This is a genomic window from Rhizobium mesosinicum (assembly GCF_019511345.1).
GTDB classification, from domain to species: Bacteria; Pseudomonadota; Alphaproteobacteria; order Rhizobiales; family Rhizobiaceae; genus Rhizobium; species Rhizobium mesosinicum.
Window position 1 is genome coordinate 698,595 of sequence record NZ_JAEUAK010000003.1, and the last position, 23,491, is coordinate 722,085.

The window sequence follows — 23,491 nt, forward strand, 5'->3', positions numbered from 1 at the left end:
CACGGCTCGACGTCACAAGCCAGGAAATTGCAATCAGGTTGCGTCGCGCTCCGTGCGCAGATTGGCGACGACACGCCTGTTCTGCACTTTGCAGGAACGTTGCGTGCAGTCGCGGACTTCGCGGTCCGCACCGTAACCCTTGGCCCACATGCGTCTGGCGTCGACGCCCTTCGAGACGAGATAGGCCATGACGGCGTCGGCGCGCTGCTGCGACAGGGTCTTCATTTTCGACTCCGAACCGGAATCGTCGGCAAATCCCTGCAGCTTGATCAGCCATGCCGGGTTCCTGTTCAGCCAGGCGGCCTGGTTGTCCAGCGTTGTCATGGCGACGGTATCGAGCTTGGCGGAATCCTGCGTGAAGTAGATCCGTCGGCCGACACTGAGGATGAAATCCTCTTCGCTGCCAGCCTTGACGTTCTCGAAACCAGGCGCGGGATCGTTGGTCTGGCCGGTCAGTGGTGCTACTGTAGGCTCCTCTACGGAAGCGATATCGGTAGTGGTGCAGGCAGCGAGCGCCAGGAGCATGGCCGAGGCGGCAAGGAGCCTCGCATATGCGGTCAAAACAGACATCAGAGTGATTTCCTCATTCGACCGCGTTGGCCTGGCTGACTTCGGCGGCGGGCGCCTGGTCGGCAATATGCGGCAGAACCTGCACCGCGGTGCCAATCGGGCAGCGCTGGTAAAGATCGATGGCGTCTTCGTTGAACATCCGGATGCAGCCACTGGAGGCATCCTTGCCGATGCTCCATGGCTCCAACGTGCCATGGAAGCGATATCCGGTATCGACGCCGTCACGCAAAAGGTACATGGCGCGGGGGCCGAGCGGATTCTTCGGCGAGCCTCCCGCCACGAATTCGGGCAGTTCGGGATGCCGCTTGCGCATCTCCGGCGGCGGCGTCCAGCGCGGCCACAGCGATTTGCTATCGATCGTGGCGCGGCCAAACCATTTGAAACCCTCGCGGCCGACGCCGACGCCGTAGCGAATGGCCGTCTTGTTCTCCATGATCAAATAGAGAAAATGATGCCGTGTATCGACAACAACGGTGCCGATCGGCTCGCTGCTGAAATATTTGACAACTTGGCGGTGCCATTGCTTGTCGATCTTGGTGAAGTTTGTCGCTCTGAACGTCACGCCATTGTCGGCGGCGGTACCGGCAAAATAGGAAGCCGCCTGGCCAAAAGCCGGCTTTTGTACTGCGCCTGCGCCAAGTAACGCTAATCCACCAAGCAGAATATCCCTGCGGGTCCACACCATCGGCCATATCCCCCTCAAAGCCAAGCAGCGTGGCGCCAGTAAATCAGATTTTTCACTTGCGACAACATAAAACTCTCCTCGTCCCCTAAAGCATGAGGTCGAGTTGCTAATGTCGTGGTCTGCGTTGCTCTGATCGCTACTCGGCAAGAACGGCGCCGCACCCGCACGCGGCACGTACGGCCGGTGCCTGTGAGCCCATTTGGAGTTCGTACTCGGCAATAATCAAAAACGGGAGCGCAGTTCTCTTCCTGTCTCGCCAAACCGCGTTCCAACCGGATCTTCCCGGTGTCGGGAGGACTGAGGCCGATAGCGGTCGCCCAAGAATCAAAGCCAGTTGCGGATCACTACCAAGCCGTCCGTGCGGTGCTGAGCGCGAACGTAAGGGAAGAGGTGACAAGGGCCACGTGAACCTTGAGCGAAACGGCACAGTTTCCCGGATAGGAGAGGTTGTGCTGGATTAGATGCTTGAGCAACTCGTCGGCATTGCGCTTTTCGGTCAGCGGAAATGTCACAGTCATATGCGTTCCTCCGAGGAGCAAATTCGATCTTTGGAGGAATTTACGCTCGAGTTCTTTTGCGCTGCAACAAAAAAATTTAACTACAGAATTAAAATCGATTAGGTTCCGAGGCAGTTATTTTAAAATCGTTTTTAAATCCTGCGGTGATCCCTTGTCCGGTCCGGTCGGAGCCGCTGCGACAAAATGCACTCGGTCGGATAAGATCTTGTTAATCATCCAGGTCGCAGATGGAGGGAAGTTTAAACGTTCTACCAGCGCCGCGAGAATATGTTCCGCCCTGTAGGGCTTTAAATCTGCATGCCCACTTGAGAGCCGATGCCGATGGCTGGGTTATGCGCTGGTGCGTTCTGTTCGCGGTGTGTGGCAATGTCGATCATTCATAGTATCAGCGTCAGAAGCGGTCGATTGGTAAGGCTCACCTTCGAATCCGCCCCCTTCATGCGGGCCGCTCGTAAGACCGCCGGAACGGCACGTCAGGCGAGAAGCCGCATCGTCACCCTCGCAGGCGTCCTCGGCATCGTCTACGCCGGAATGTTCGGCAAGCTGATCTACTACGGCCTTGCCGGCGACATGACGACATCGAGCATTCCGCCCAATCCGATCATGGCTTCCCGGCCCGACATTCTCGATCGCAATGGCGAACTTCTTGCGACTGATATCCGCACGGTATCGATGTTTGCCGAACCGAGTCATATGGTCGATGTCGATGAAGCCGTTGAGAAGTTGACCCAGCTCTTCCCCGAACTTGACCGGAAGGCACTCTATCAGAAGCTATCGGACAAGCGTTCGCAATTCACCTGGCTGCGTCGCCAGCTGACGCCGAAGCAGCAAAGCGAGGTTTTGGCTCTCGGTCTTCCCGCCATCGGCTTTCGCCCCGAGGTGAAGCGTTTCTATCCTGGCGGACGCACGGCGGCCCACATCCTGGGCTATGTCGATATCGACAACAAGGGCATGGCCGGCATGGAGAAGTATCTCGACATGCAGGGCCTTTCTGATCTGGAATCCACCGGTCTTGCAGTGCGCGAAAATCTGGAACCGGTGAGACTGTCGATCGACATCCGGGCACAGAATGTCGTTCATGACGTCGTCACTGACGCGATCACGACCTACAAGGGCAAGGCTGCTGGCGCCGTTATTCTCGACATCCATACCGGCGAAGTGCTCGCCATGGCGTCCGCTCCCGATTTCGATCCGAACGACCCGCAGGCGACCGGCAGCGAAGGCTGGCTGAACCGCATGTCGAACGGCACGTTCGAAATGGGCTCCACCTTCAAGACCTTCTCGATGGCATTGGCACTCGACAGCGGCACGGTGAAACTTTCCGACAGTTTCGACGCGACCGGGCCGTTGCATTACGGCGGCTTCACCATCCATGACGACCGTGACGTGCCGCGCCGCTGGCTGACAATTCCGGAAATCTTCCGTTATTCCTCCAATATCGGCACGGCGAGGATGATGGATCTGGTCGGCATGGATCGTCAGAAGGACTATCTGACGCGCTTTGGCCTCTTAACCAAAATGCAGACCGAGTTGCCGGAGGTGAAGACGCCGACACAGCCGAAGGTCTGGAAGAAGATCAATTCGATCACGATCTCCTTCGGCCATGGCGTGGCGACCACACCGTTGCAGACGGCTGTCGCCGGCGCCGCTCTCGTCGATGGCGGCGAGCTCATAGAGCCGACCTTCTTGCCGCGCTCGGCGGAAGAGGCGGCAAAAACCGAGCAACAGATCGTCAAGAAAAGCACCAGCGATACGATCCGTTATCTCTTCAAGCTCAATGGCGAGCAGGGCTCCGGACGCACGGCCGACGTGCCGGGTTTCCATGTCGGCGGCAAGACAGGCACGGCAAACAAGGTCGTGAACGGCCATTATTCGCACACGCTGAGCTTCAACGCCTATCTCGCGGCTTTCCCGATCGACGCGCCGAAATATGTTCTGCTGTCCTTCATCGACGAACCGCTGACCGGCCAACATGGACTTACTTTCGCGACGAATACGGCAGCACCGATGGTGCATGACATCATCAGTCGCGTCGCTCCGATCCTGGGGGTCGAACCCGACTTCGGGCAGAACTTGCTGGCCTCGTATTGACGGTGGCAGCAAAAGCGTGTTGCGATCTTTTAAAGTCGCATGTCACGCTGTAAATCGTAGTTTTCAGAACGTCGTTAGTGAAAAGCCGGTGTGCCCTCTTGCGCGATATGTTTAAACGCGGAACTCGATGACAGAGGCAAGCGCGGTTGCCTTGACCATCCAGATGATCGCATGCCTTAGGGAGGCAATGCGTGCCTTACCCTTGAGTTGTTTGCGCTTCCATTTTCCTCCCGATTGGCCCCGCCCCTGCTGGTCAGGGCGAACGCGTGATCATTTCGGCCAGGATGCGAGCTGTCGCCGTATTCGGGAGGGCAAGATCGCGAACGCTGCTCATGTGGTTGGAGCCTTCCAGCTTCTCTTCGGAGACCGACAACCCTTGTTGGCGCAACATTGCCGCGAAGTCGTACGCCTGCCGGTGAAACGGTGGCGTTTCGTCAGCCCCCACGGCAATAACGACATGACAGGTTGGGTCGTAGACCTGCGTCATGGGCGAGAAATCGGCGACCTCTGCGTCGGTGATGCCGATTTCCGAACTTAAAAACGACGACTGCAGGGGTTTCAGATCATAGAGGCCGCCCAGTAGGAATGCTGCCGACACGCCCGAAAAAGCCACCCGTCGATGGAAGAGGAAGCTTGCGAGATGCGCACCGGCGGAATGGCCGCTGATAGTGACGCGCGACGGGTCGCCGCCGAAACTCGCAATATGTGTGTGGATCCATTGCCCGGCCCGGCGGACCTGATCGACAAGCACCTGCATCCTGACTGCCGGCATCAGGGCATAGTCGACGATAACGGCGATCGCGCCCGCCCCGGTGATCGTATCGGCGACATAGGAATAGTCACGCTTGGAAAACATCCGCCAGTAGCCGCCGTGGATGAACATATGCACTGGCGCTCCTGCACATGCGCCTGCTGGAAAGAACAGGTCCAGGGTTTCGCCTGCCCCGCCTCCATAACAGATCTCCTGCATGCGAAGCCTTTGACGGATCGAAGCGCTCCTTTCCTTGATCTCCGCCACGATGGCGTCGAACTCCGGCACATGTCCGCGAATACGAAACGGATCGGTCTCCAAAGATCTCTCCTCTAACGTGTCAGAAGCTCGTTGCGATATATTTGGCTTCCATGAATTCGGCGATGCCGTGATGTTGCCCGCCCTCGCGGCCGAGACCACTCTGCTTGACGCCGCCGAAGGGCGCCGCCGGATCGGAAACCAGACCTCGGTTGAGCGCAATCATACCCGCTTCCAGAGCGGAAGAAACGCGCAGCCCGCGCGCTGCGTCGCGCGTGAAGACGTAGGCAGCAAGACCGTATTCCGTGTCGTTGGCCCGGGCGACGACCTCGTCCTCGGTCTCGAACCTGTAAATAGGCGCAACCGGTCCGAAGATTTCCTCGTGCGCCATCTCGACGCCCTCAGGCATGTCGACGAGAACTGTTGGCGGGTAAAAGTAACCCGGCCCAGCAGAGGCCTCGCCGCCACACATGACTCGCGCGCCCTTTGCCTTCGCGTCAGCAACCAGGCGATCAATCTTTTCCACAGCCTTTGGCGTGATCATTGGCCCGCATTCGGTCAGGGCATCAACGCCCGAGCCAACGGTGAGAGCTGCCATTCTCTTGGCCAGCCCCTCAGCGAAGGCCGCGTAGATTCCTGACTGGACGTAGAGGCGGTTTGCGGCAGTGCAGGCCTCGCCGGCATTGCGCATCTTGGCAACCATCGCGCCGTCGAGTGCTGCATCGAGATCGGCATCATCAAAGACGATGAACGGAGCGTTGCCGCCGAGTTCCATGGAACATGAAACGATCTGCTTGGCCGCTTCTGTAAGAAGGAGGCGACCGACGCCTGTCGAGCCCGTGAACGAGAGTTTTCTGACGCGCGGATCGGTGAGAATGGCGGCGCTGAGTTGGGCAGGCTCGCTTGTCGTCAGCACGTTGACGACGCCTGGCGGTACGCCGGCCTCCTCATAGATCGAGGCCAGTGCGTAGGCTGTCAGCGGGGTCTCGCTTGCCGGCTTCAGGATGACGGTGCAGCCAGCAGCGAGTGCCGGAGCGATCTTTCGCGTGGCCATTGCAGCCGGGAAATTCCATGGCGTGATCAGCAGGCAGATACCGATCGGCTGGTAATCGACAATGATGCGGTTGCCCCCCGACGGAGCGATGCCGAATTCTCCCGTAATGCGGACGGCTTCTTCCGCATTCCAGCGGAAGAACTCGGCCGCATAAGCGACCTCGCCGCGGGCGTCCCGCAGTGCCTTGCCATTCTCCAGGGAGATCAAGGTGGCAAGCATTTCGGAACGCTCGATCATCAGTTCGAAACAGCGTCGCAAGATCTCCGAACGCTTGCGCGGCGGCGTCGACCGCCAGCCGGGCGCAGCCCGGGATGCGGCCTCGATGCTTGCCTGTGCATCCTCGACGGTGGCGTCTGCAACAGCCGCAAGAAGCGCCCCGGTCGAGGGGTCGGTCACGCCGATCTTGCGCCCGCTTTTCGATTGCCGCCAATTCCCGTCGATATAGAGGCCGCGGGCCGTGGCCTCAATGTCTGGCAGGTGGCTGTCGGCCTTTGGCATTTGCTGGGCAATAGTCATTTGGTCCTCGAATGTTTAGAGGGCAGCGGCGGCAAGATCGCCGTCATAGGCTGCACGAACGAGACGCTTCATGGCGTCGATGTCGAAAGGCCTCGGGTTGTTCTTGATCAATCTGTCGATGCTGAGTGCCTGTTCGGCAGTCCAGTCGAGCTTGTCGGCGGTAAGCCCGAGATCGGCGAGTGTCGGCGTGATGCCGATGGCTTGAAAGAGCCTGCGGATCTCCTCGATCGCCGCCTCCGCCATTTCCTGCTTCGTCCTACCTGTTGAATCCAGACCCAGCGCCTGGCCGATCTCGGCCATTTCGGTCATCGAGGCGGAGCGGTTGTAGTTCATGACGTAGGGCATCATCGTTGCGACCCCGAGCCCGTGGGCCGTATGGGTCAATGCGCCTGCGGGGTACTGGATGGCGTGCGCCGCTGCAGTACCGGCCGTCCCGAATGCGCAGCCGGCGGCCAGCGCACCCATCATTACGTCGGCGCGCGCATCTTCGTTCGATCCCTCCTTGCAAGCCGTTTCCAGGCTGCGTCCCAGGAGCTTGATGGCGAGAAGCGCGAAATAGTCGGTAAGTTCACTTTTACCGATGAAAACGTGATTTTGGGGCAATAAGGGGTCGGCGCCGCGCCGCGCGGCCGTGAATGCCTCGATTGCATGGGTCAGCGCGTCTGCGCCTGCGACAGCGGTCAGGCTGGGCGGACAGGACATCGTTAGATCAGGATCGCAGATGGCCGCTGCGGCGATGAGATAAGGGCTCGATATACCGACCTTCAACGTCCGGTCCGGATCGGAGATGACTGCAACCGGCGTCACCTCGGAGCCGGTTCCTGCGGTGGTCGGAACAGCGATGATTGGGATTGTCGGGCCGGGAACCTTGAACTCGCCATAGTAATCCGCAAGGCTTCCGCCATGGCTTAAGAGCAGGGCGGCGCATTTTGTCATGTCGAGGCAACTCCCCCCGCCTATCCCTATCACCATGTCGGGCGCGAAGCTCCGCGCCTCCTCAACGCACAGCGCCACCGTGTCGCGCGGCACATCCGGCAGGACCCGGTCATGAACTAGTGTTTCGATCGATACGGCGTTCAATGCGGCCACAAGCTCGGCGAAAATGGAAGTCCCTGCGAAGCGTTCATCCGTGCAGATCAGCGCCCTTTGGCCAAGCCTCTTGGCGACGGAGGGCAGCGCAAAACGTTGGCCCTTGCCGAACAGGACTTCTTTCGGGAGCCGGATAGCCGCAAAGAGGGTCATCGTGCTGGCCCTTTCATCAGTTGTGGGATGAAGAAAGACCTTGAGGAAGCGTCGCAAAATTGGCGCGCGATTTCTTTCCCGCTCGTGCAAATGACCCTCATGAAACCTCCGATATAAAATCCTATAGGATATGGGATTGCATATCGCCGAGCATCGTGTTAGCGATTGTTCCTGTCAAGAGGCAAAAGAAATACAGGGCCGGAATACGATGATGCTCAATGCCACACCTGATCCGAGTGGGTTCATACAGCGCAGCAACAGTCTCGCAGACAGCGTCTACGAGGTCATTTTTGCGCAGCTGATGTCTCTGAAGATCGCTCCAGGCGCGCGCATCACCGTCGATAATCTCGTCAAGGAATTCAACGTATCCCAGACCCCGATCCGCGAAGCGCTCGGCCGCCTCGAGGGGGAAGGGCTTGTCGTCAAGACGCATCTGATCGGTTACAGCGCAGCCCCGCAGATCTCCCATCGACGCTTCGATGAGCTTTATCACTTGCGATTGCTTCTCGAGCCGGACGGTGCTGCGAGAGCGGCAAAGGCCATGGACGATGAAAAGCTCGCTATTCTCAGGGAGGCGGCCGGTGTCATGGGGCGCCGGGAGGGAGGCGATGAACGGCTACGCTATTCCACCTTCGCGCGGCAGGACGCCGTTTTCCATGACAGGATCATGGAATTTGCCGGCAACGAGCTCATTCGCCAAACCCTCAGCCATCAGCACACGCATTTTCACATCTTTCGACTGATGTTTCATTCCCGCGTCACCGAAGAGGCGCTGGACGAGCACGAGGCGCTTCTCTCCGCCTTTGCTGCAGGTGACCCATCGGCTGCAGAGAAGGCAATGAGAACCCATCTCGAACATTCACGGGACCGGCTCGTGCCGGCCTTCGACTAAGAGGCGGGCAATGTCGAGCGCCATGAGCATCGAGAGGGAGAGGAGGAGCGCGGTGTCCGAGACAGACGGCTTCGTCTCTCATCCGGTCCTTCGTGCAGAGGGCATATCGAAGCAGTACGGACCGGTCACCGTACTCTCGGACGTCACGCTCGATATCTTGCCCGGCGAAATCCACGCCATCATCGGTGAGAACGGCGCCGGCAAGTCGACATTCATGCGGCTCCTTTCCGGTTACGCCGAGCCCACAGCAGGAGCGCTGTCGATGGGCGGCCGCAAAGTCGGCTTTTCAAAGCCTGAGCAGGCGCAGGAGTCGGGTATTGTCTTGGTGCACCAGGAAATCCTGCTTGCGGACGCCCTGACCGTCGCAGAAAATCTTTTCCTCGGCCGCGAACTGATGCGTCATGGCTTGGTCGATGATCGGACGATGCGGCGTTTGGCCGTCGAAAAACTTCACGACCTTGGATGCCACGTGTCGCCAAACGCCCTGGTGCGTGACATCTCGCTTGCGGATCGCCAGCTCGTGCAGATCGCGCGCGCACTTCTCGACGACTACAAGCTCGTCATTTTCGATGAGCCGACCGCAGTCCTGACGGGTGAGGAGGTCGAGCGACTGCTTGCCATCATCCTGCAACTGAAGGGGCAAGGTGCTGCCGTGCTTTACATCAGCCATCGCCTCGACGAAGTCCAGCGGCTTGCCGACAAGGTGACGGTGCTCCGAGACGGCAAGATGGTCGGCACATATCCTGGCCATAGCCTGACGCAGATGGACATGGCGCGGCTGATGGTCGGGCGCGATCTCGCCGCGCTTTATCCCGAGAAGACCGTAAAGCCAGCCCTGCAGGCGATGCTTGAAGTCCGGGATTTCGGCGTTCCCGGCTTCGCAAGCGACATCTCGTTTACCGCCCACAAAGGCGAGGTGCTCGGATTCGCCGGCATGATCGGTGCCGGCCGCACCGAGGTGTTCGAGGGCATCATGGGCCTGCGCCCTGCAACCGGAACCGTAAAATTGCAGGGCAGGGCGATTGATCTCAGGCGTCCCCGCGCAGCGATGGATGCCGGAATCGGCTACCTGACCGAGGATCGCAAAGGCAAGGGCCTGCTGCTGCAGGAGCGGCTTGCGCCGAACCTCACGCTGTCCGCCCTCGGGAAGTTTCATCCCGGCCTTCTGATGCGCCGCCGTCGTGAGCAGAGCGCGCTCGTCGAAGCCGTCGACACCTACGACATCCGCCTGAAAAGTTACGTGGTCAAGGCGGGCCAGCTCTCCGGTGGCAACCAGCAGAAGCTTCTGCTCGCCAAGGTCCTTCTGACCAATCCTTCGGTCGTCGTCATCGACGAGCCGACACGCGGGATCGACATCGCGAACAAGGCCCAGATCTACGCCTTCATCGAGCGCCTGGTCGCAGAAGGCAGGACCTGCATCGTCATCTCGTCCGAAATGCAGGAGCTGATCGGGATCTGCGACCGGATTCTTGTGATGCGGGAGGGGCGCATCACAGGAGAGGTGACAGGCGACAGAATGACGGAACATGAGATTGCGCTTCTTGCCACCAGCGAGACGAAGGTTGCGGCGAAGCAGGGAGGAAGACAATGACAGTGATTACGGGTTCGACGCCGGTTAGGCCGGAGCGGGAATGGAACATCGGCTGGTCGGATGTCGGCCCCTTCCTTGCGCTTCTGGCGCTGCTGCTGATCGGTTTTTCGATCAACCAGGATTTCCTCTCGGCGACCAATCTCGGCAATGTGATCACGCGAAGCGCCTTCATCGCGATCATCGCTGTGGGTGCGACCTTCGTCATCTCATCCGGCGGACTGGATCTTTCAGTCGGTTCGATGGCCGCATTCATCACCGGCATAACCATCATGTTCATGAACAGGATGGCTGCCGACTGGGGTGTCCTGGCAATTCCTGCCGGCATGGCCATCGCGCTTGTCGTCGGGCTCATCTGCGGGTTGATGAACGGGCTCATCGTTACCGTCGGAAAGATCGAGCCCTTTATTGCGACACTCGGCACCATGGGGATCTTCCGCGCCCTCATCACCTATATGTCGGATGGCGGAACGATCCCGATCGATCGCAGCCTCCGCGATGCTTATCGGCCTGTCTATTTCGGGACCCTTGGCGGTATTCCCTTTCCGATCCTCATTTCGATTGCCGTTGCCGCCATCGCATCCTTCATCCTCTACAAGATGAAGTATGGCCGGAAATGCGCTGCCGTTGGCGCGAATGAGGACGTTGCCCGCTACTCAGGCATTTCCATCATCAAGACGCGCACGATCGCCTACGCGGTGCAGGGTGTATGTGTTGCGATCGCCGCGATCTGCTATGTGCCGCGCCTCGGAGCGGCGACGCCGACCACCGGTGTGCTATGGGAATTGCAGGTCATCACTGCGGTCGTTATCGGCGGGACAGCCCTGCGGGGTGGCAAGGGCCATGTCTGGGGCACGGTCGCCGGAGCGGTCATCCTCGAACTCATTGCCAACCTGATGGTACTCTCGGATTTCGTCTCCGAATATCTCGTCGCCGGCGTTCAGGGCGTCATCATCATCATCGCCATGCTCACTCAGAGGTTCTCGAAGTAACCGCGTCCGGACCGCGCGGATTGATGTTTGTGGTCCGATTCTGGGAGGAATGAATGTCTGGAAAATGGATTGCGGCCCTGGCCGTCAGTACGGTGCTGCTCGCCGGTCAGGCCCTTTCGGCAGATAAGAAAGTTGTTGCAGTGTCGATCCCGGCAGCCGACCATGGCTGGACGGCGGGCATCGTCTATCACGCACAGGCTGCCGCCAAGGAAGTCAATGCCGCCTTTCCGAATGTCGAGGTCGTCGTGAAGACCTCGCCTTCGGCAACGGCGCAGGTGAGCGCGCTTGAAGATCTTTCCGCAGGACGCAAGCTCGATGCGCTGGTCATCCTCCCCTATACGTCGGAAGAACTGACGACGCCGGTCAAGGCGGTCAAGGATGCCGGCACCTTCATCACCGTCGTCGATCGGGGCCTCAACGACCAGTCCATCCAGGACCTCTACCTTGCCGGCGACAATATCGCGGTTGGCCGCAATACGGCGAAGTTCATGATCGACAAGCTGGGCGGCCAAGGCAACCTCGTCGTCTTGCGCGGCATTCCGACCGTCATCGACGATGAACGCATCCAGGGCTTTCAGGATGCCATCAAGGGAACCGATCTCAAGGTTCTGGACATCCAGTACGCGAACTGGAACAGTGACGACGCCTTCAAGCTGATGCAGGACTATCTCGCCAAATACCCGCAGATCGATGCTGTCTGGGCAAATGACGACGACATGCTTCTTGGCGTGCTCGAGGCCGTCAAGGAATCGGGCCGCAAGGACATCAAGCTCGCCCTCGGCGGCAACGGCATGAAGGACATCGTCAAGAAGGTCATCGACGGCGATCAGATGACGCCGGTCGAGACACCCTATCCGCCCGCCATGATCAAGACCGCGATCTACATGACCGTCGCCAATATTGTCGGCCAGGCGCCGGTGCGAGGCACTGTCAAGCTGGATGCGCCGCTGATCACGCAGGAGAATGCCAAGGAATACTATTTCCCCGACTCTCCGTTCTGATGAGACCGAAACCGGGGGCGGCCGCAGCCGCCCCATTGCATGAAGAAGAGGAGTAAATCATGCCTGGTAAGAAGATACTTATGCTGACCGGTGAATTCACCGAGGAATATGAAATCTATGTCTATCAGCAGGCGATGGAGGCAGTCGGCCATACAGTCCACGTGATCTGCCCCGATAAGAAGGCTGGCGATCTGATCAAGACCTCGCTCCACGATTTCGAAGGCGATCAGACGTATACGGAGAAGCTCGGGCACTTCTTCACGATCAACAAGACCTTCTCGGAGGCCGAGGCGCAGCTCGATCAATATCAAGCAGTCTACTGCGCAGGCGGTCGCGGTCCCGAATATATCCGCACCGATAAACGCGTTCAGGCAATCGTGCGGCATTTTCACGAGAAGCAGAAGCCGATCTTTACGATTTGCCACGGCGTCCAGATTCTGATTGCCGTCGACGGTGTGGTTCGCGGCAAGAAGGTCGGTGCCCTGGGGGCCTGCGAGCCGGAAGTTACGCTTGCAGGCGGCACCTATATCGATCTGTCGCCGACGGAAGCCTATGTCGATGGCACCATGGTTTCCGCGAAGGGATGGACCGCACTTGCGGCATTCATCCGCGAATGCCTGAAAGTACTCGGAACTGAAATTCGCCACAGCGACGATATCGCCAAGGCTGCTTGAGCCCTCGCTCCTTGCTGAGATCGTTTCGTGCGATCCCTACGCATCTCCGAAAATAGGGATCGATTTTCGAAGATGCGTAGGTTTTAGGACGTTCTAGCGCGCCGGGGCACTCTTCCAATGCCGCTTCCCGATGGAGCATCCTGCACCGCAGTTCTCAATGGCAGAGGACATCGTCCTTCGGCCATCGGCGTTTGGCGGTACACCCACGCAATCCTCAAGCGAAGCGGAATAGAGTCGTTATGCTGGCGTGGCGATCGGAGTGTCGGCTTTCAGTCTCGTGAATGCCGCACCCGAATGCGTGTCGAACGCGTAGACACGATGCGGCTCCACGACAAGTTCGAGAATTGATCGGTCTGCGATCGCCACATGATCGGGAAGATGGATAACCGCAGCGGTTTCGCAGGATTCGACCGTGCCATAAACATAGGTTTCCGTTCCGATGCTTTCAGCATAGTCGACCTGAAAACGAACGCGAAAGCCGTCATGGACCCGATCACGCGCCAAACCGAAATGATTAGGACGAATGCCGAGTGTGACCGCCTGGCCGACCTCGGCATCTGCAGCCTCCAGCGGCAGGTCGAGCGCACCGAATCCAGGCACCTGCAGGGCTATCCCGCCTGGGCCGCAGGAAAGTAACTCGCCTTCGAAGAAATTCATCTGCGGAGAGCCGATGAAGCCCGCAACGAACCGGTTCGCCGGAGTCTCGAAAAGCTCCAGGGGCGTGCCAATCTGTTCGACACGGCCGGCATTGAGTACGACGATGCGATCCGCCATCGTCATCGCCTCGATCTGATCGTGTGTGACATAGATCATGGTCGCTCCCAGGCGCTTATGGAGGCGGCTGATTTCTCCTCTTGTCTGTACCCGAAGTGCAGCATCGAGGTTGGATAGCGGTTCGTCGAAAAGAAAGAGCTTCGGGTTTCGAACGATGGCTCGCCCGATCGCAACGCGTTGCCTCTGTCCTCCTGACAACTGCTTGGGACGCCGGTCAAGAAGTGGTTCGATGGCAAGCATCCGGGCTGCTTCCAGCACCCGCGCGTCAATTTCGGTGCGCGTCAGCTTGGTGTTTTCCAGTCCGAACGACAGGTTTCTCGCAACGGTCATGTGCGGGTAGAGGGCGTAGGACTGAAACACCATCGCAATCTCCCGTTCGCCTGGAGCGGCATGCGTTACATCCTTGTCGCCGATAGCAACGCTTCCGCTCGTGACGCTTTCGAGGCCGGCAATCAAGCGCAGAAGGGTCGACTTGCCGCAACCGGATGGGCCGACGAGGACCACAAATTCACCCTCGCTGACATCAAGATCGACGCCGTGGAGAATGGCATGATGACCGAAACTCTTTCGAACATCGTTCAATGTTAAGCCAGCCATTCGCCAGTTCCTTCTAAAGCCAATTCGAACAAATTTGTCGTCGCATGTGCCGCAGTTTGGAAGCTATGAATTAGTTCGTCAAGATGACGAACATGGATTTCCGGATCTGACGCCATTTTCATTCCCGACTCTTCAACTCGAACTCGCGGCCAAGCGTGTTCGAGGCAAGGGACGGGCCGTTGCTTTCAGAGCAACGTTGTTCAATTCGAGAACTGCTTCGCTGGCTGCTCCTCAAGCTGGTGGGCATGTTGCCTCTACATGCCGCATTCAATTTGGAAAGGGCCGGGACCGCAAGACGAGTCAGGTCGCCAGGCGTTCGGGATCAGCGGGGCGGCGGCGGCAAACGCCGTTGCTCGGGAAGGGCCTGCGGTGAGAAGAGAAGGTTGTGCAGGTGGGTAAGGGCAATTGCTAGTGCGCCAACGAGCGTTGCGCGGCTGCCAAGCGCGCTCGCTTCCACCTTTATATTGCGCCGACTTGCCTTGGCTATCCCTTCGCGAATCCGCTCGACCATCAATGGATGGGAGCCAATGCTGCCTCCAAGGACAACGATGGTCGGATCGACGATCGCGTTTACGGACACGATCAGGAGTGCTGCGATATCCGCGACTTTGCGGATGACCTTTGCAGCGATCGGATCTTCCTTTTCTGCAAGCCTCAGAATATCTCGGACGGACGTGTCCTTTGCACCGCCTGAGCGGTGGTACAAATCGCTAATTCCCTGCGCTGCGATGGCGCATTCGAGTGCGCCGCGCTCCAAGCTGTCCTCGGCATAGGGATCAGCACCGAACGGCAGGTAGGAAATCTCGCCAGCTGCCCCACTCGCTCCGCGCATCAACTTACCCCCTTGGAGTACGCCGAGACCGATGCCGGTTCCAAGCGAGATGAAGGCCAGCGTGTCGATCTCAACTGCGCGTCCCTGCCATGACTCGCCGATGACGGCTGCGTTGACGTCGTTTTCAAGCACAACCGGACAACCGAGCCTTTCTCTAAGTGCTCTGACAATATCGATGCCGGCAAGATCGACAAGGTTCGGTGCCATTGACAGCGCGCCGGTCGTCGGCTCCACCACGCCGGGCGTGGCGATGGACGCCACCAGAACATAATCACGCGCCACACCGCTTTCGGCAAGAATCCGCCCAAGCGCCGATTCAATCTGTTCGAGCTGATGATAGCCGCCGCGATGATCGGACGGATATTCGATCTCATTCACAATTCTGCCGACGATATTGCCGAGCACGATCCGCGTTGTCGTGGCACCCATGTCGATGGCCACGGCGTAGCCGGCCGTGCCGTTCACCTCATAGGTGATGGCGCTGCGGCCGATGCGGCCGGTCGTAAGCCCTTTTTCGCGAACCCAGCCAGCCTCTTCCAGCGTCCTGATGACCTCGGACATCGTCTGCTTCGAGAGGCCGGTCATCTTGGAAAGTTCGGCACGGGACGTGGGACCCGTGTGCAGCAAGACATCCATGACAGCGCGAACCGAAATCTGTCGCAGCATCGGGGGCGCGTTTTCAGTCAATGCCATGGGTTAAATATTCCGGTCAATCTAGGATTTCGCTGTTCGTCTGCTTCTGCTTTTTCCACGAATGCCCGTGAATTTCAAACTGGTTGTTGACAGACCAGAAGGCCGGCAATAATAAATTCGTCAACCTGCCGAACAAATATAGAAAAGAGCTGCGTTTGTCAAATATTTCAACTATCGCGCCAGACCTGGGGCCGGCGGTTGACAATCGTCGCGCGAGCGCTTCCGGTCTCATTGCTGGCGTTGATCTCGGTGGTACCAAGGTGCTCGCCGGCCTATCCGACCTTGACGGCGTTCTCTTGGCGACGATGGAAGAGCCAACCGCCCATGGCGAAGGCGCTCCCGTCCTCGAGCAAATTGTGCGCATGATCTCGACCCTCGCGGAGCGGCATCATGACCTGGGTCCTCTCCTTAGGGCCGTCGTTGGCGTACCGAGCGCCGTTTCGCCCTCTACTGGTCTTGCTTCGCTGTCGCCGAATCTCGCAATCCCTGCGGACCAGCCACTTGCCGGGCTTCTTGAGGCCGGATTGCCCTGCGGCGTGATTGTCGAGAACGACGTCAATCTGGCGGCATTTGCTGAGGCGACGCTCGGAAGAGCCCGCGATTGCAGTTCCGTGGCCTTCATCGCCTTCGGAACTGGGGTGGGCATGGGGCTCGTTATCGATGGCAGGCTTTTTCGCGGTCACCACGGCCGCGCGGGGGAACTCGGTCTTCTGCCGCTCGGCACAGATCCGCACGATGCCGCGCCGAAAGCAAGGGCCGGCCTCTTTGAGGATCAAGTCGATTCAGCGGCCATACGCTCTCTCTACCGAGATGGAACCGTGCCGGTGAGTGAGATCTTCCTCCGAGCAGGTTCAGGAGACCCGGAGGCTTCTGCTGCTATCGCGGCGCTCGCAAAGTCCGCATCGGTCGGCCTGGCGTCCGTTCAGGCGGTATTCGATCCGGCATTGATTGTGCTTGGAGGCGGCATCGGCTCGCGCCGCGAATTCGTCGATCTCGTCTCACGGCATATGTCGTCCTTACTGCCGTTCGCCGTGCAGGTTGAACCGACTTCTCTCGGTCCGGAAGCAGGGATGCGCGGTGCGCTAATGCTTGGCTTGCACGAACTTTCCATCCAGACAGCCCCGTGAGAACAGGAGCTCGCCATGACGAATTTACGTGTAAAGCCGCGTCTTCTTATCCCGCTTGCCGATGGGCAGCTCGTCTCGGAAAAGCCCGTGCTGCTTCCGTTCATGGCACCGCGCCTGCAAGGCGATTGCTGGCCTGACGGGAGGATAGAGATTTCTGTCTGGGGCTGTGGAAAAATTGCAACCCTGACCTTCGGCGGATGGCGCGGGCCTTTCACCTACGCTCCTAACCGCGTCGAGACCGACGACGGCGGCCTGTATGTGGCTCAATCGGCGCCAGCGCTGTTTTTGAAGGGGGCAAGACTGCAGACACTTGTCCCCTCTCAGCGTTGTGCCTGGTGGGGAAGCAAGGGGAAACGCGAACCGGTGGAGCGGCTGGGTGAACGACGGATTGCCCGAACCGGATGGGGTGTCGTGATTGCCGAGCAAAGACCTGGCGGCATATTCCTCAGCGCTGGCGCGTCGAGCGAAGAAGCCATCAAGGCCTTTGACCTCGCTCAGGAGGACGTAATTGCCGAAGCGAATGCCTATGTGGCACGCTGCGACGAAATGCCGGAAGCTTCCCCGCTGATGCGCAGTATGATCTCGCAGAGCCTTCATGCTGCACTTTCGAGCATTCGTCAGAACGAGCATGGCGGTTTTGGCGGCCTTGCTGCAGGCCAGGCCTACAGCGCACCTGCACGAACCTACTATCGCGACGGATATTGGACGCTTCAGGCCTTGCTCGAGCGGGCGCCCGATGCTGTGCGCTCACAAATCGAGCTGCTCGCGCGCGGCATACAGCCCGATGGGGAGGCGCCGAGTGGTGTCATTCTTACCGGGCCGGCACAGGCCGAAGAATGGGAGAAGGTTCGCAGATCACATCCACAGATCAAAGAGGAGCACCTTCGGCCGGGAGATTGGTGGAGTGACCACTTCGACAGTCCGTTGTTCTTCATTCTGACGATCGGCGACTATATTCGTACGACGGGGGACAGTTCCCCGCTGACTGTTCATTGGGATAAGGTCATTGCCATCTTTGATCGCTACTGCGGCTTGGATAGGGCAGGGAACGGCTTGCCGGTCAAGCCTCGCCATGATCGCGATTGGGCCGACAATGTCTTTCGCCATGGTTATGTTTCCTATGACATCGGCTTATGGATCGGTGCCCTCGACGTGATTGCCGCTTACAGCGGGACGATTGACGGAAATATTGCCGCCAAGGCTGCCGCAACCGCCAAAAAGGCTCGCGCATCGATTGACGACGTCCTTCTTCAGGCAGGCGGAGCCTACGCCGACTACGGGGAGAAACACGATTTCGTTGAGGATCACCTCACGCTCGACAGTCTCACCCTGCTTCGATACCGAGCCGTTTCGGCAGAACGTGCAAGAACGGTCCTTGCGAAGGTGGAGGCGGTCCTGGAAACCCGCAACAACGCCAGTCAGCCCTACGGGGACTGGGGTGTCATGTGTGCCTTTCCACCCTTCAAGCGGCAAAAAGACACCCGCTCGAAGTCCGCCTTCAGATATCGTTACCACAATGGATCGGATTGGCCTTACCTGTCAGGTCTTTATGCCGAGCAGCGCCTGATTCATGACCTTTCGGATGCGGAATATCCGTTGCTGCGCTGGTGGGAAACCTGCCTGGAAGAAGGGTGGATGGGCGCTGTGGAATATTTTGCGCCGCCATGGGGGCGGGGATCGCTGCTCCAGGGTTGGAGCAGCATGCCGGCGATGGCCGCCCTCGCACACAGGCACAAGCTGCGCCCACCGCTTGCCTGAAGCGTCCTCAGAACATGGTCGCGATCTTTACAGACCAGGGAAAATGCAAAAGCCGCCCGGGGCGGCTTTTGCATTTGACTGGCACCGGCTTTCGCTACTCTTTGGTCGCTCCGGCCATCAGCCCGCTCATCAGCATTCGTTGCAGGGCCGTGAACATGACGAGCACCGGCAGGACGGAGAGAACTGACATCGAAAGCAACCGGGGCCAGTTGATGCCAAATCGTCCGACAGTGTTGGCGAGTGCCACCTGGACCGTCCATTTGTCCTGGTCAGTGATGACCAGGAATGGCCACAGATAATCGTTCCAACGCCAGACGAGATTGAAAGCCAGAAGCGTGCCGATCGCGGGTATAGATAACGGCACGATGATCCTCAGCAAGATGCGCCACTCCGGCGTTCCATCAATCCGGGCCGCCTCCAAAAGGCTGTCGGGAATGTTCGTGATGTATTGCCGCATCAGGAACACCCCTGTCGGAGTTGCGGCTGGAGCGATGATGATACCCGCGAGCGTATCAAGAAGTTGGAGATCGCGCAGAACCAGGAAGACCGGGATCATGACGATCTGCAGCGGCACCATCAGGGATGACATGATCAGCAGGAAAAATAGCGTGTCGCCTCTGAACCTGAATTTCGCAAGCGCATAACCCGCCATGACGCTGATGGTGACGGATAGCAGTGCCGAGAGCACGGAGACGATCGCCGAATTGCGGAAAAAGACCAGAAATTTTGCCCGCGATACCGTTTCGATGAAATTCTGCAGCGTTACATGGGCCGGAAAAATGGTTGGCGGCCATTGGAATATCTCCTGTTGCGATTTCAGCGACGACAGGAAGAGCCACACCGGCGGCATCAGGAAGATGAAGAGTGCCAGCGCCACGAACGCGAGCCGCCAGGGCGAATAGATGCGTGTCATTTCTCGCTCCTAGACAGGCGCAACTGAACGATCGTCAGCAGCAAGAGAATTGCAAAGAGAACCATCGACTGGGCGGCGGCAACGCCGGCCTGCATCGGCTTTTGAAATGCCGTGTCGTAGATCGTCTGGATCAGATAGACGGTCGCCTTGCCGGGTCCTCCTCCGGTCAGCGACACGACGAGTTCATAAACCTTGAAGGCTTCGATCGACGACAGCACCAGGACCACTGCCATCGTCGGCCTGAGAAGCGGCAATGTGATATGCGTGAACTGGCGCCATTTGGTGGTGCCGTCGATGGATGAGGCTTCGTAGTAGTCCGCCGGGATCGCAGTCAGGCCGGCGATGAAAATCATCATGTTAAAGCCGGCTTGGGCCCACACCCATGCGATGATCATCGCAATCTGAGCCATGGTATCTTGTTCGAGCCACGGAACCGGAGCAATTCCCACCAATGAGAGCAGATAGTTGACGAGGCCGTTGTTCAAGCCGAAAAGCCAGCGCCACGATACGCCAATGATCAAAAGACTGATCATCGAGGGGAAGAAGACAACCGTCCGTACAATCGCGAAGAATTTCGTCTGCGGCGAGAGAAGCAGTGCCAGCGCCAAGGAGGCGATAATGTTCAGTGGCACCGCGATAACGACGAAGACAACCGTCTTGACAAGAGACGTCTGGAAGTCGGCATTGCTCAAAAGCCCAAGAAAGTTATCAAAGCCCACATATTGCGGCAGGGTGCTCGGCACCTGTGGAACCACCACCACGCCCCGCTTGAAGAATGCCATCAGGAGGCCTTGCACCAGCGGATAAAGCGTAAAGGTGACGAGCAGTGCGATCGTCGGCAGCATGAGCAGATACGGCCAACCGACATTGAAAAGGCTGTTGCGGCGGCCCTTCGGCACCGGGTGAGGCCCCAGTGCCGAACCACCTAGTCGCGGGATCGCCGCCGTCACTTGCTCGCCTCGAGCGAGTCGTCCGCAGCCTTCTTGATCTGCGCGATCGCATCGGCTGACGAAATCTGGCCAGCGACGGCTTGCGTAACGGCTGATTTCACCGTCCCCCAGACCGACTGCATCTGCGGCCAGGCCTGGTCTGTTGCCGCATAGGCCGGGCTCGCATTCAATTCGTTCTGCATTGCGGTGATTGCAGCCGTTGCAGCCGGATTGTCATACTTGACCGGCGGCGCCTTGAGGTTGGCGGGGATCATGCCGAAGGTCTTGGCGTATTGCGCCTGGATCTCCGGTGACGTGATCCACTTTATGAACTCGACGGCTTCCGGCAGATGCTGGCTTGTGTTGAAGGCAACGATGTAATCGCCGCCGTAGATCGATGAAGCAACCGTCCCGCGTGGCGTCGGTCCAGCTTGCCAAGCGAATTGTGCATTGGTTGCCAGCCCGGCAATCTGCCAGCTCCCGGACATGTAGGCCGCCGCCTGACCTGCAGTGAAAAGTTCCTTTGGATTGTCCGAACTTGCTCCGCTCCACAGGCCGGGCGGCATGGCAGCCTTGGTGATGTCGATGAATTTGTCGAGCGTGCTCGTCCAGGCCGCCTCGTCCATCACGACCTTGACGGGCTCTTTCTCGGTGTAGATGTGGTTGCCATATTGATACTCGTGAACGATCCACCGGCTCGCAGAAACGTCCCAGACCAGCGGATAGCGGGTGCCGGATTTCTCTGCTGCCTCCTTGACCTTGGGAATGAACTCGTCCCATGTCCAACCGGTCGCCTGGTCCGGAATGGCGACACCTGCCTTTTTGAAGGCATCAGCGTTCAGGAAGATCCCTGTCGAGGTGACGCGCAGGGGGGCGGCAATGACCTTGTCCCCAAGCTTGGCTCCATCAGCCCAGCCCTTGACGAAGTCGTTGATCCATTCCGGTCCGATCTCCTTGCTGAGATCTGCCAGAAAGGGCCGAATAACCGGCTCCATGGAGGAGGTCAGGGACAAATCCGGCATGATCCCCGAGGCTGCATATTGCTGGAATTTCTGGATCATCCCGTCATAAGGGGTGATTTCCAGATCGAACGTCGTCTCGGGATGCAGCTTCGTGTACTGATCGAGCAGAGCGCGCGTGTCCGCTTCCTCCTGATCGTTGTCGACATACCACACGAGCTTGAGTTCCGAGGCTGCGGCGAACGACATTGTTATCGCCATGGCGCTGGCGGTCATTAGAATTGTCTTTAGCTTTTTCATAGGGCTCCCTCTCTGGCTTGTCATTTTGACATCCGGAACGAACGGCCTGCAATAGAACTCCCTGAGGCCTTTGTTCGTAACCATGACGAATTAAATACGAGTTTGGCGGCCTGTCAACACAACACTCCGACGCGGTAAGATTTAGTTCGTCCTGTTGACGAATAAATAGGCCGCGTCTATGAATCCGGTGGAAATAGGCGGAGACATGTGATGGAAATGTTCGTTGAAGCCGTGGAAGGCGGTATCCAGACGGCGCTCGACACGATCGCGTTAGCAGGGGGCGGGACGGTCTTCCTTCGGCCGGGCCATCACTCGGCGAGTGCGCTCCGACTGAGAAGCGATATCACCTTGCATATCGAAGAAGGCGCAGTCCTGACCTTCGTGGCTGACTATGAGTGCTATTCCGAAAATACTGTCAGCGTATACGCCGAGGCTTCGGATCGCGCCTATATCGTCGCGCAGAACGCCTCGAATGTCACCATCACAGGCAAAGGCACGATCGATGGACGCGGTGATGCCTTCCACACTGGCTTCGACGAGGGCGTCGGAACCTTCACTCCGGTAGCCGAACGGCCGCGTGTGATCGTTTTTGAGGATTGCACGAACGTTCGTATGGAAGGCATCCATATTACGGATTCGCCCATGTGGACGATCCACTTCGTGCGCTCCCGCGATATCGTCGCCCGAGGGCTTCGTGTCTCCAATAACCGCCAGCTCCCAAATACGGACGGGATCGTTATCGATAGTTGCAGCGACGTCACGATTTCTGAAGTCATCATCCGCACCGCCGATGACGGTATCTGCCTCAAGACGAGCCTGAGCGACAGAGGAATTGGACGTTGCGAGCGGATCGAGGTTTCCGACAGTGTCATCGAGAGCAAAAGCTGTGCGCTCAAAATCGGCACCGAAAGCTTCGGCGACATATCCCAAATCCGCTTCCTGCGTTGCCGGATCGAGAATTCCAACCGAGGCCTCGGCATCTTTTCGCGCGACGGCGGCAGGATTGAAGATGTCGTCTTCCGCGACATAGAGCTCGATTGCAGCGAGACGCCCGACGGGTTTTGGGGTTCCGGTGAACCGTTCACGATGACCAAGCTCACGCGCCGTCCGGAGCGTCCCGCTGGAGCAATCCGGACGGTGCTGGTCGAGAACGCCTCGGGGCGAAGTCACGGCGCCATCAATCTTTTTGCGGAGGAACCGGGCGGCATAGAAGATATCGCTCTTCGCGGGATCGATATCAAAATGGACGAAGGGCCGCTTGGCACTGCAAAGCGGTACGACTTGCGACCGACAAATGCCGACCTGGCGCCGCCGAAGGGCTTGCAGGGGCGCGGCAATGCCTGGGTCCGGGGGCAGGACGGGAAGATCGTCGGTCTTTTCGACTATCCAGGGGGATTGCCGGGCGTGTTTGCGCAAAATGTGACAGGTCTTGAGTTGGAAGACATAAAGATCCGCCGGCCCGAACCGCTGCCAGCAGGATGGAACCAGGTAAACATCGCGTTGATCTCCTGAGGGAGCTGGTAGTCTTGCTGGAAGCGCCTTGGTGGTTGGACTAACGCTCTTTTCGTCGGCGGAGGCTACAGGGCGTTGACCTACCAGGCGGTCACGCATTGATGGGAGAAGCGCCCGCGTTCGTGGCATCGTTCGACTGATGTGGCGGGGAAGTTGCAATGTCGAATTGTGTGCAAAGTTGAAATGTCCCTTTTGCCGCCGCACGGCACGCCGACCAGCTCCGATCTGACCGGCTGATCCGGTTGCAAGATCAGATCGGGGCGGG

The 23,491-nt window shown here is 58.7% G+C and carries 20 protein-coding genes; 9 read left to right on the plus strand and 11 right to left on the minus strand.

Going from position 1 to position 23,491, the window contains the following annotated elements:
• Positions 1-33 precede the first annotated feature (33 nt).
• The 3 genes from JNB85_RS10785 to JNB85_RS10795 form a co-directional block, all read right to left on the minus strand.
• Entirely contained in the window at positions 34-570 is a 537-nt protein-coding gene (locus tag JNB85_RS10785) for an OmpA family protein (protein WP_220334316.1), read from the minus strand.
• Positions 571-583: 13 nt separating this feature from the next.
• Positions 584-1,255 (minus strand): L,D-transpeptidase, encoded by a 672-nt coding sequence (locus JNB85_RS10790; protein WP_220334373.1) that lies wholly within the window; start codon positions 1,253-1,255, stop codon positions 584-586.
• Between the two features lie 344 nt (positions 1,256-1,599).
• Positions 1,600-1,773, minus strand: a complete 174-nt coding sequence (locus JNB85_RS10795) for a hypothetical protein (protein ID WP_220334317.1) — start codon at positions 1,771-1,773, stop codon at positions 1,600-1,602.
• A gap of 366 nt (positions 1,774-2,139) precedes the next feature.
• Between JNB85_RS10795 and JNB85_RS10800 the strand changes: the two genes are divergently transcribed.
• Positions 2,140-3,864, plus strand: a complete 1,725-nt coding sequence (locus JNB85_RS10800) for a peptidoglycan D,D-transpeptidase FtsI family protein (protein WP_220334318.1) — start codon at positions 2,140-2,142, stop codon at positions 3,862-3,864.
• A 253-nt stretch (positions 3,865-4,117) separates the two neighbouring features.
• Here JNB85_RS10800 and JNB85_RS10805 read toward each other — a convergent pair whose 3' ends face one another.
• From JNB85_RS10805 to JNB85_RS10815, 3 genes are read right to left on the minus strand one after another with little or no spacing between them, the layout of a single operon-like run.
• Positions 4,118-4,936 (minus strand): alpha/beta hydrolase, encoded by an 819-nt coding sequence (locus tag JNB85_RS10805; RefSeq protein WP_220334319.1) that lies wholly within the window; start codon positions 4,934-4,936, stop codon positions 4,118-4,120.
• A gap of 19 nt (positions 4,937-4,955) precedes the next feature.
• Positions 4,956-6,425, minus strand: coding sequence for an NAD-dependent succinate-semialdehyde dehydrogenase (locus JNB85_RS10810; protein ID WP_420852266.1), 1,470 nt, complete (start codon positions 6,423-6,425; stop codon positions 4,956-4,958).
• Positions 6,426-6,458: 33 nt separating this feature from the next.
• Positions 6,459-7,685, minus strand: coding sequence for an iron-containing alcohol dehydrogenase (locus tag JNB85_RS10815; protein ID WP_220334321.1), 1,227 nt, complete (start codon positions 7,683-7,685; stop codon positions 6,459-6,461).
• A gap of 211 nt (positions 7,686-7,896) precedes the next feature.
• Between JNB85_RS10815 and JNB85_RS10820 the strand changes: the two genes are divergently transcribed.
• The 5 genes from JNB85_RS10820 to JNB85_RS10840 are packed head-to-tail and all read left to right on the plus strand — an operon-like array spanning position 7,897 to position 12,832.
• Positions 7,897-8,577 (plus strand): GntR family transcriptional regulator, encoded by a 681-nt coding sequence (locus JNB85_RS10820; RefSeq protein ID WP_220334322.1) that lies wholly within the window; start codon positions 7,897-7,899, stop codon positions 8,575-8,577.
• A 22-nt stretch (positions 8,578-8,599) separates the two neighbouring features.
• Positions 8,600-10,168, plus strand: a complete 1,569-nt coding sequence (locus JNB85_RS10825; protein ID WP_220334374.1) for a sugar ABC transporter ATP-binding protein — start codon at positions 8,600-8,602, stop codon at positions 10,166-10,168.
• Positions 10,165-11,157 carry an ABC transporter permease gene (locus tag JNB85_RS10830; protein WP_220334323.1) on the plus strand — a complete coding sequence of 331 codons (993 nt, stop codon included), beginning with the start codon at positions 10,165-10,167 and terminating at the stop codon, positions 11,155-11,157. Before JNB85_RS10825 ends, JNB85_RS10830 begins: the two co-directional genes overlap by 4 nt.
• Before the next feature lie 53 nt (positions 11,158-11,210).
• Positions 11,211-12,158: a substrate-binding domain-containing protein gene (locus tag JNB85_RS10835; RefSeq protein WP_220334324.1), complete on the plus strand. Its 948-nt coding sequence runs from the start codon at positions 11,211-11,213 to the stop codon at positions 12,156-12,158.
• A 59-nt stretch (positions 12,159-12,217) separates the two neighbouring features.
• A complete protein-coding gene (locus tag JNB85_RS10840; RefSeq protein WP_220334325.1) occupies positions 12,218-12,832 on the plus strand; it encodes a DJ-1/PfpI family protein in 615 nt (204 codons plus the stop codon).
• Between the two features lie 237 nt (positions 12,833-13,069).
• Here JNB85_RS10840 and JNB85_RS10845 read toward each other — a convergent pair whose 3' ends face one another.
• Positions 13,070-14,203 (minus strand): ABC transporter ATP-binding protein, encoded by a 1,134-nt coding sequence (locus JNB85_RS10845; RefSeq protein ID WP_220334326.1) that lies wholly within the window; start codon positions 14,201-14,203, stop codon positions 13,070-13,072.
• A gap of 322 nt (positions 14,204-14,525) precedes the next feature.
• Entirely contained in the window at positions 14,526-15,728 is a 1,203-nt protein-coding gene (locus JNB85_RS10850; RefSeq protein ID WP_220334327.1) for an ROK family transcriptional regulator, read from the minus strand.
• Between the two features lie 155 nt (positions 15,729-15,883).
• Between JNB85_RS10850 and JNB85_RS10855 the strand changes: the two genes are divergently transcribed.
• Together JNB85_RS10855 and JNB85_RS10860 are read left to right on the plus strand one after the other, a co-directional pair.
• Positions 15,884-16,855, plus strand: coding sequence for an ROK family protein (locus tag JNB85_RS10855; protein WP_220334328.1), 972 nt, complete (start codon positions 15,884-15,886; stop codon positions 16,853-16,855).
• Positions 16,856-16,870: 15 nt separating this feature from the next.
• Entirely contained in the window at positions 16,871-18,613 is a 1,743-nt protein-coding gene (locus JNB85_RS10860; protein WP_220334329.1) for a GH116 family glycosyl hydrolase, read from the plus strand.
• Between the two features lie 94 nt (positions 18,614-18,707).
• On the opposite strand, the gene JNB85_RS10865 is transcribed toward JNB85_RS10860, so the two are convergent.
• From JNB85_RS10865 to JNB85_RS10875, 3 genes are read right to left on the minus strand one after another with little or no spacing between them, the layout of a single operon-like run.
• The gene (locus JNB85_RS10865; protein WP_220334330.1) at positions 18,708-19,526 is read right to left on the minus strand and encodes a carbohydrate ABC transporter permease; all 819 of its coding nucleotides are present in this window, start codon (positions 19,524-19,526) and stop codon (positions 18,708-18,710) included.
• Positions 19,523-20,476 (minus strand): carbohydrate ABC transporter permease, encoded by a 954-nt coding sequence (locus JNB85_RS10870; RefSeq protein WP_220334331.1) that lies wholly within the window; start codon positions 20,474-20,476, stop codon positions 19,523-19,525. The genes JNB85_RS10865 and JNB85_RS10870 overlap by 4 nt, the downstream gene beginning before the upstream one ends.
• Entirely contained in the window at positions 20,473-21,714 is a 1,242-nt protein-coding gene (locus JNB85_RS10875; protein WP_220334332.1) for an ABC transporter substrate-binding protein, read from the minus strand. Before JNB85_RS10875 ends, JNB85_RS10870 begins: the two co-directional genes overlap by 4 nt.
• Before the next feature lie 210 nt (positions 21,715-21,924).
• Here JNB85_RS10875 and pglB point away from each other — a divergent pair, with 210 nt between their 5' ends.
• Positions 21,925-23,226, plus strand: a complete 1,302-nt coding sequence (gene pglB / locus JNB85_RS10880; protein ID WP_220334333.1) for a polygalacturonase PglB — start codon at positions 21,925-21,927, stop codon at positions 23,224-23,226.
• The last annotated feature ends 265 nt before the right edge of the window (positions 23,227-23,491 follow it).

Bases quoted from the DNA above. Each gene is read 5' to 3' on its own strand.
- JNB85_RS10795 (WP_220334317.1), bottom strand. From the start codon at position 1,773: ATGACTGTGACATTTCCGCTGACCGAAAAGCGCAATGCCGACGAGTTG.
- JNB85_RS10825 (WP_220334374.1), top strand. From the start codon at position 8,600: ATGAGCATCGAGAGGGAGAGGAGGAGCGCGGTGTCCGAGACAGACGGC.
- JNB85_RS10830 (WP_220334323.1), top strand. From the start codon at position 10,165: ATGACAGTGATTACGGGTTCGACGCCGGTTAGGCCGGAGCGGGAATGG.
- JNB85_RS10820 (WP_220334322.1), top strand. From the start codon at position 7,897: ATGCTCAATGCCACACCTGATCCGAGTGGGTTCATACAGCGCAGCAAC.
- JNB85_RS10845 (WP_220334326.1), bottom strand. From the start codon at position 14,203: ATGGCTGGCTTAACATTGAACGATGTTCGAAAGAGTTTCGGTCATCAT.
- JNB85_RS10790 (WP_220334373.1), bottom strand. From the start codon at position 1,255: ATGGTGTGGACCCGCAGGGATATTCTGCTTGGTGGATTAGCGTTACTT.
- JNB85_RS10860 (WP_220334329.1), top strand. From the start codon at position 16,871: ATGACGAATTTACGTGTAAAGCCGCGTCTTCTTATCCCGCTTGCCGAT.
- JNB85_RS10785 (WP_220334316.1), bottom strand. From the start codon at position 570: ATGTCTGTTTTGACCGCATATGCGAGGCTCCTTGCCGCCTCGGCCATG.
- JNB85_RS10810 (WP_420852266.1), bottom strand. From the start codon at position 6,425: ATGCCAAAGGCCGACAGCCACCTGCCAGACATTGAGGCCACGGCCCGC.
- JNB85_RS10815 (WP_220334321.1), bottom strand. From the start codon at position 7,685: ATGACCCTCTTTGCGGCTATCCGGCTCCCGAAAGAAGTCCTGTTCGGC.
- JNB85_RS10800 (WP_220334318.1), top strand. From the start codon at position 2,140: ATGTCGATCATTCATAGTATCAGCGTCAGAAGCGGTCGATTGGTAAGG.
- JNB85_RS10850 (WP_220334327.1), bottom strand. From the start codon at position 15,728: ATGGCATTGACTGAAAACGCGCCCCCGATGCTGCGACAGATTTCGGTT.
- pglB (WP_220334333.1), top strand. From the start codon at position 21,925: ATGGAAATGTTCGTTGAAGCCGTGGAAGGCGGTATCCAGACGGCGCTC.
- JNB85_RS10840 (WP_220334325.1), top strand. From the start codon at position 12,218: ATGCCTGGTAAGAAGATACTTATGCTGACCGGTGAATTCACCGAGGAA.
- JNB85_RS10875 (WP_220334332.1), bottom strand. From the start codon at position 21,714: ATGAAAAAGCTAAAGACAATTCTAATGACCGCCAGCGCCATGGCGATA.
- JNB85_RS10835 (WP_220334324.1), top strand. From the start codon at position 11,211: ATGTCTGGAAAATGGATTGCGGCCCTGGCCGTCAGTACGGTGCTGCTC.
- JNB85_RS10865 (WP_220334330.1), bottom strand. From the start codon at position 19,526: ATGACACGCATCTATTCGCCCTGGCGGCTCGCGTTCGTGGCGCTGGCA.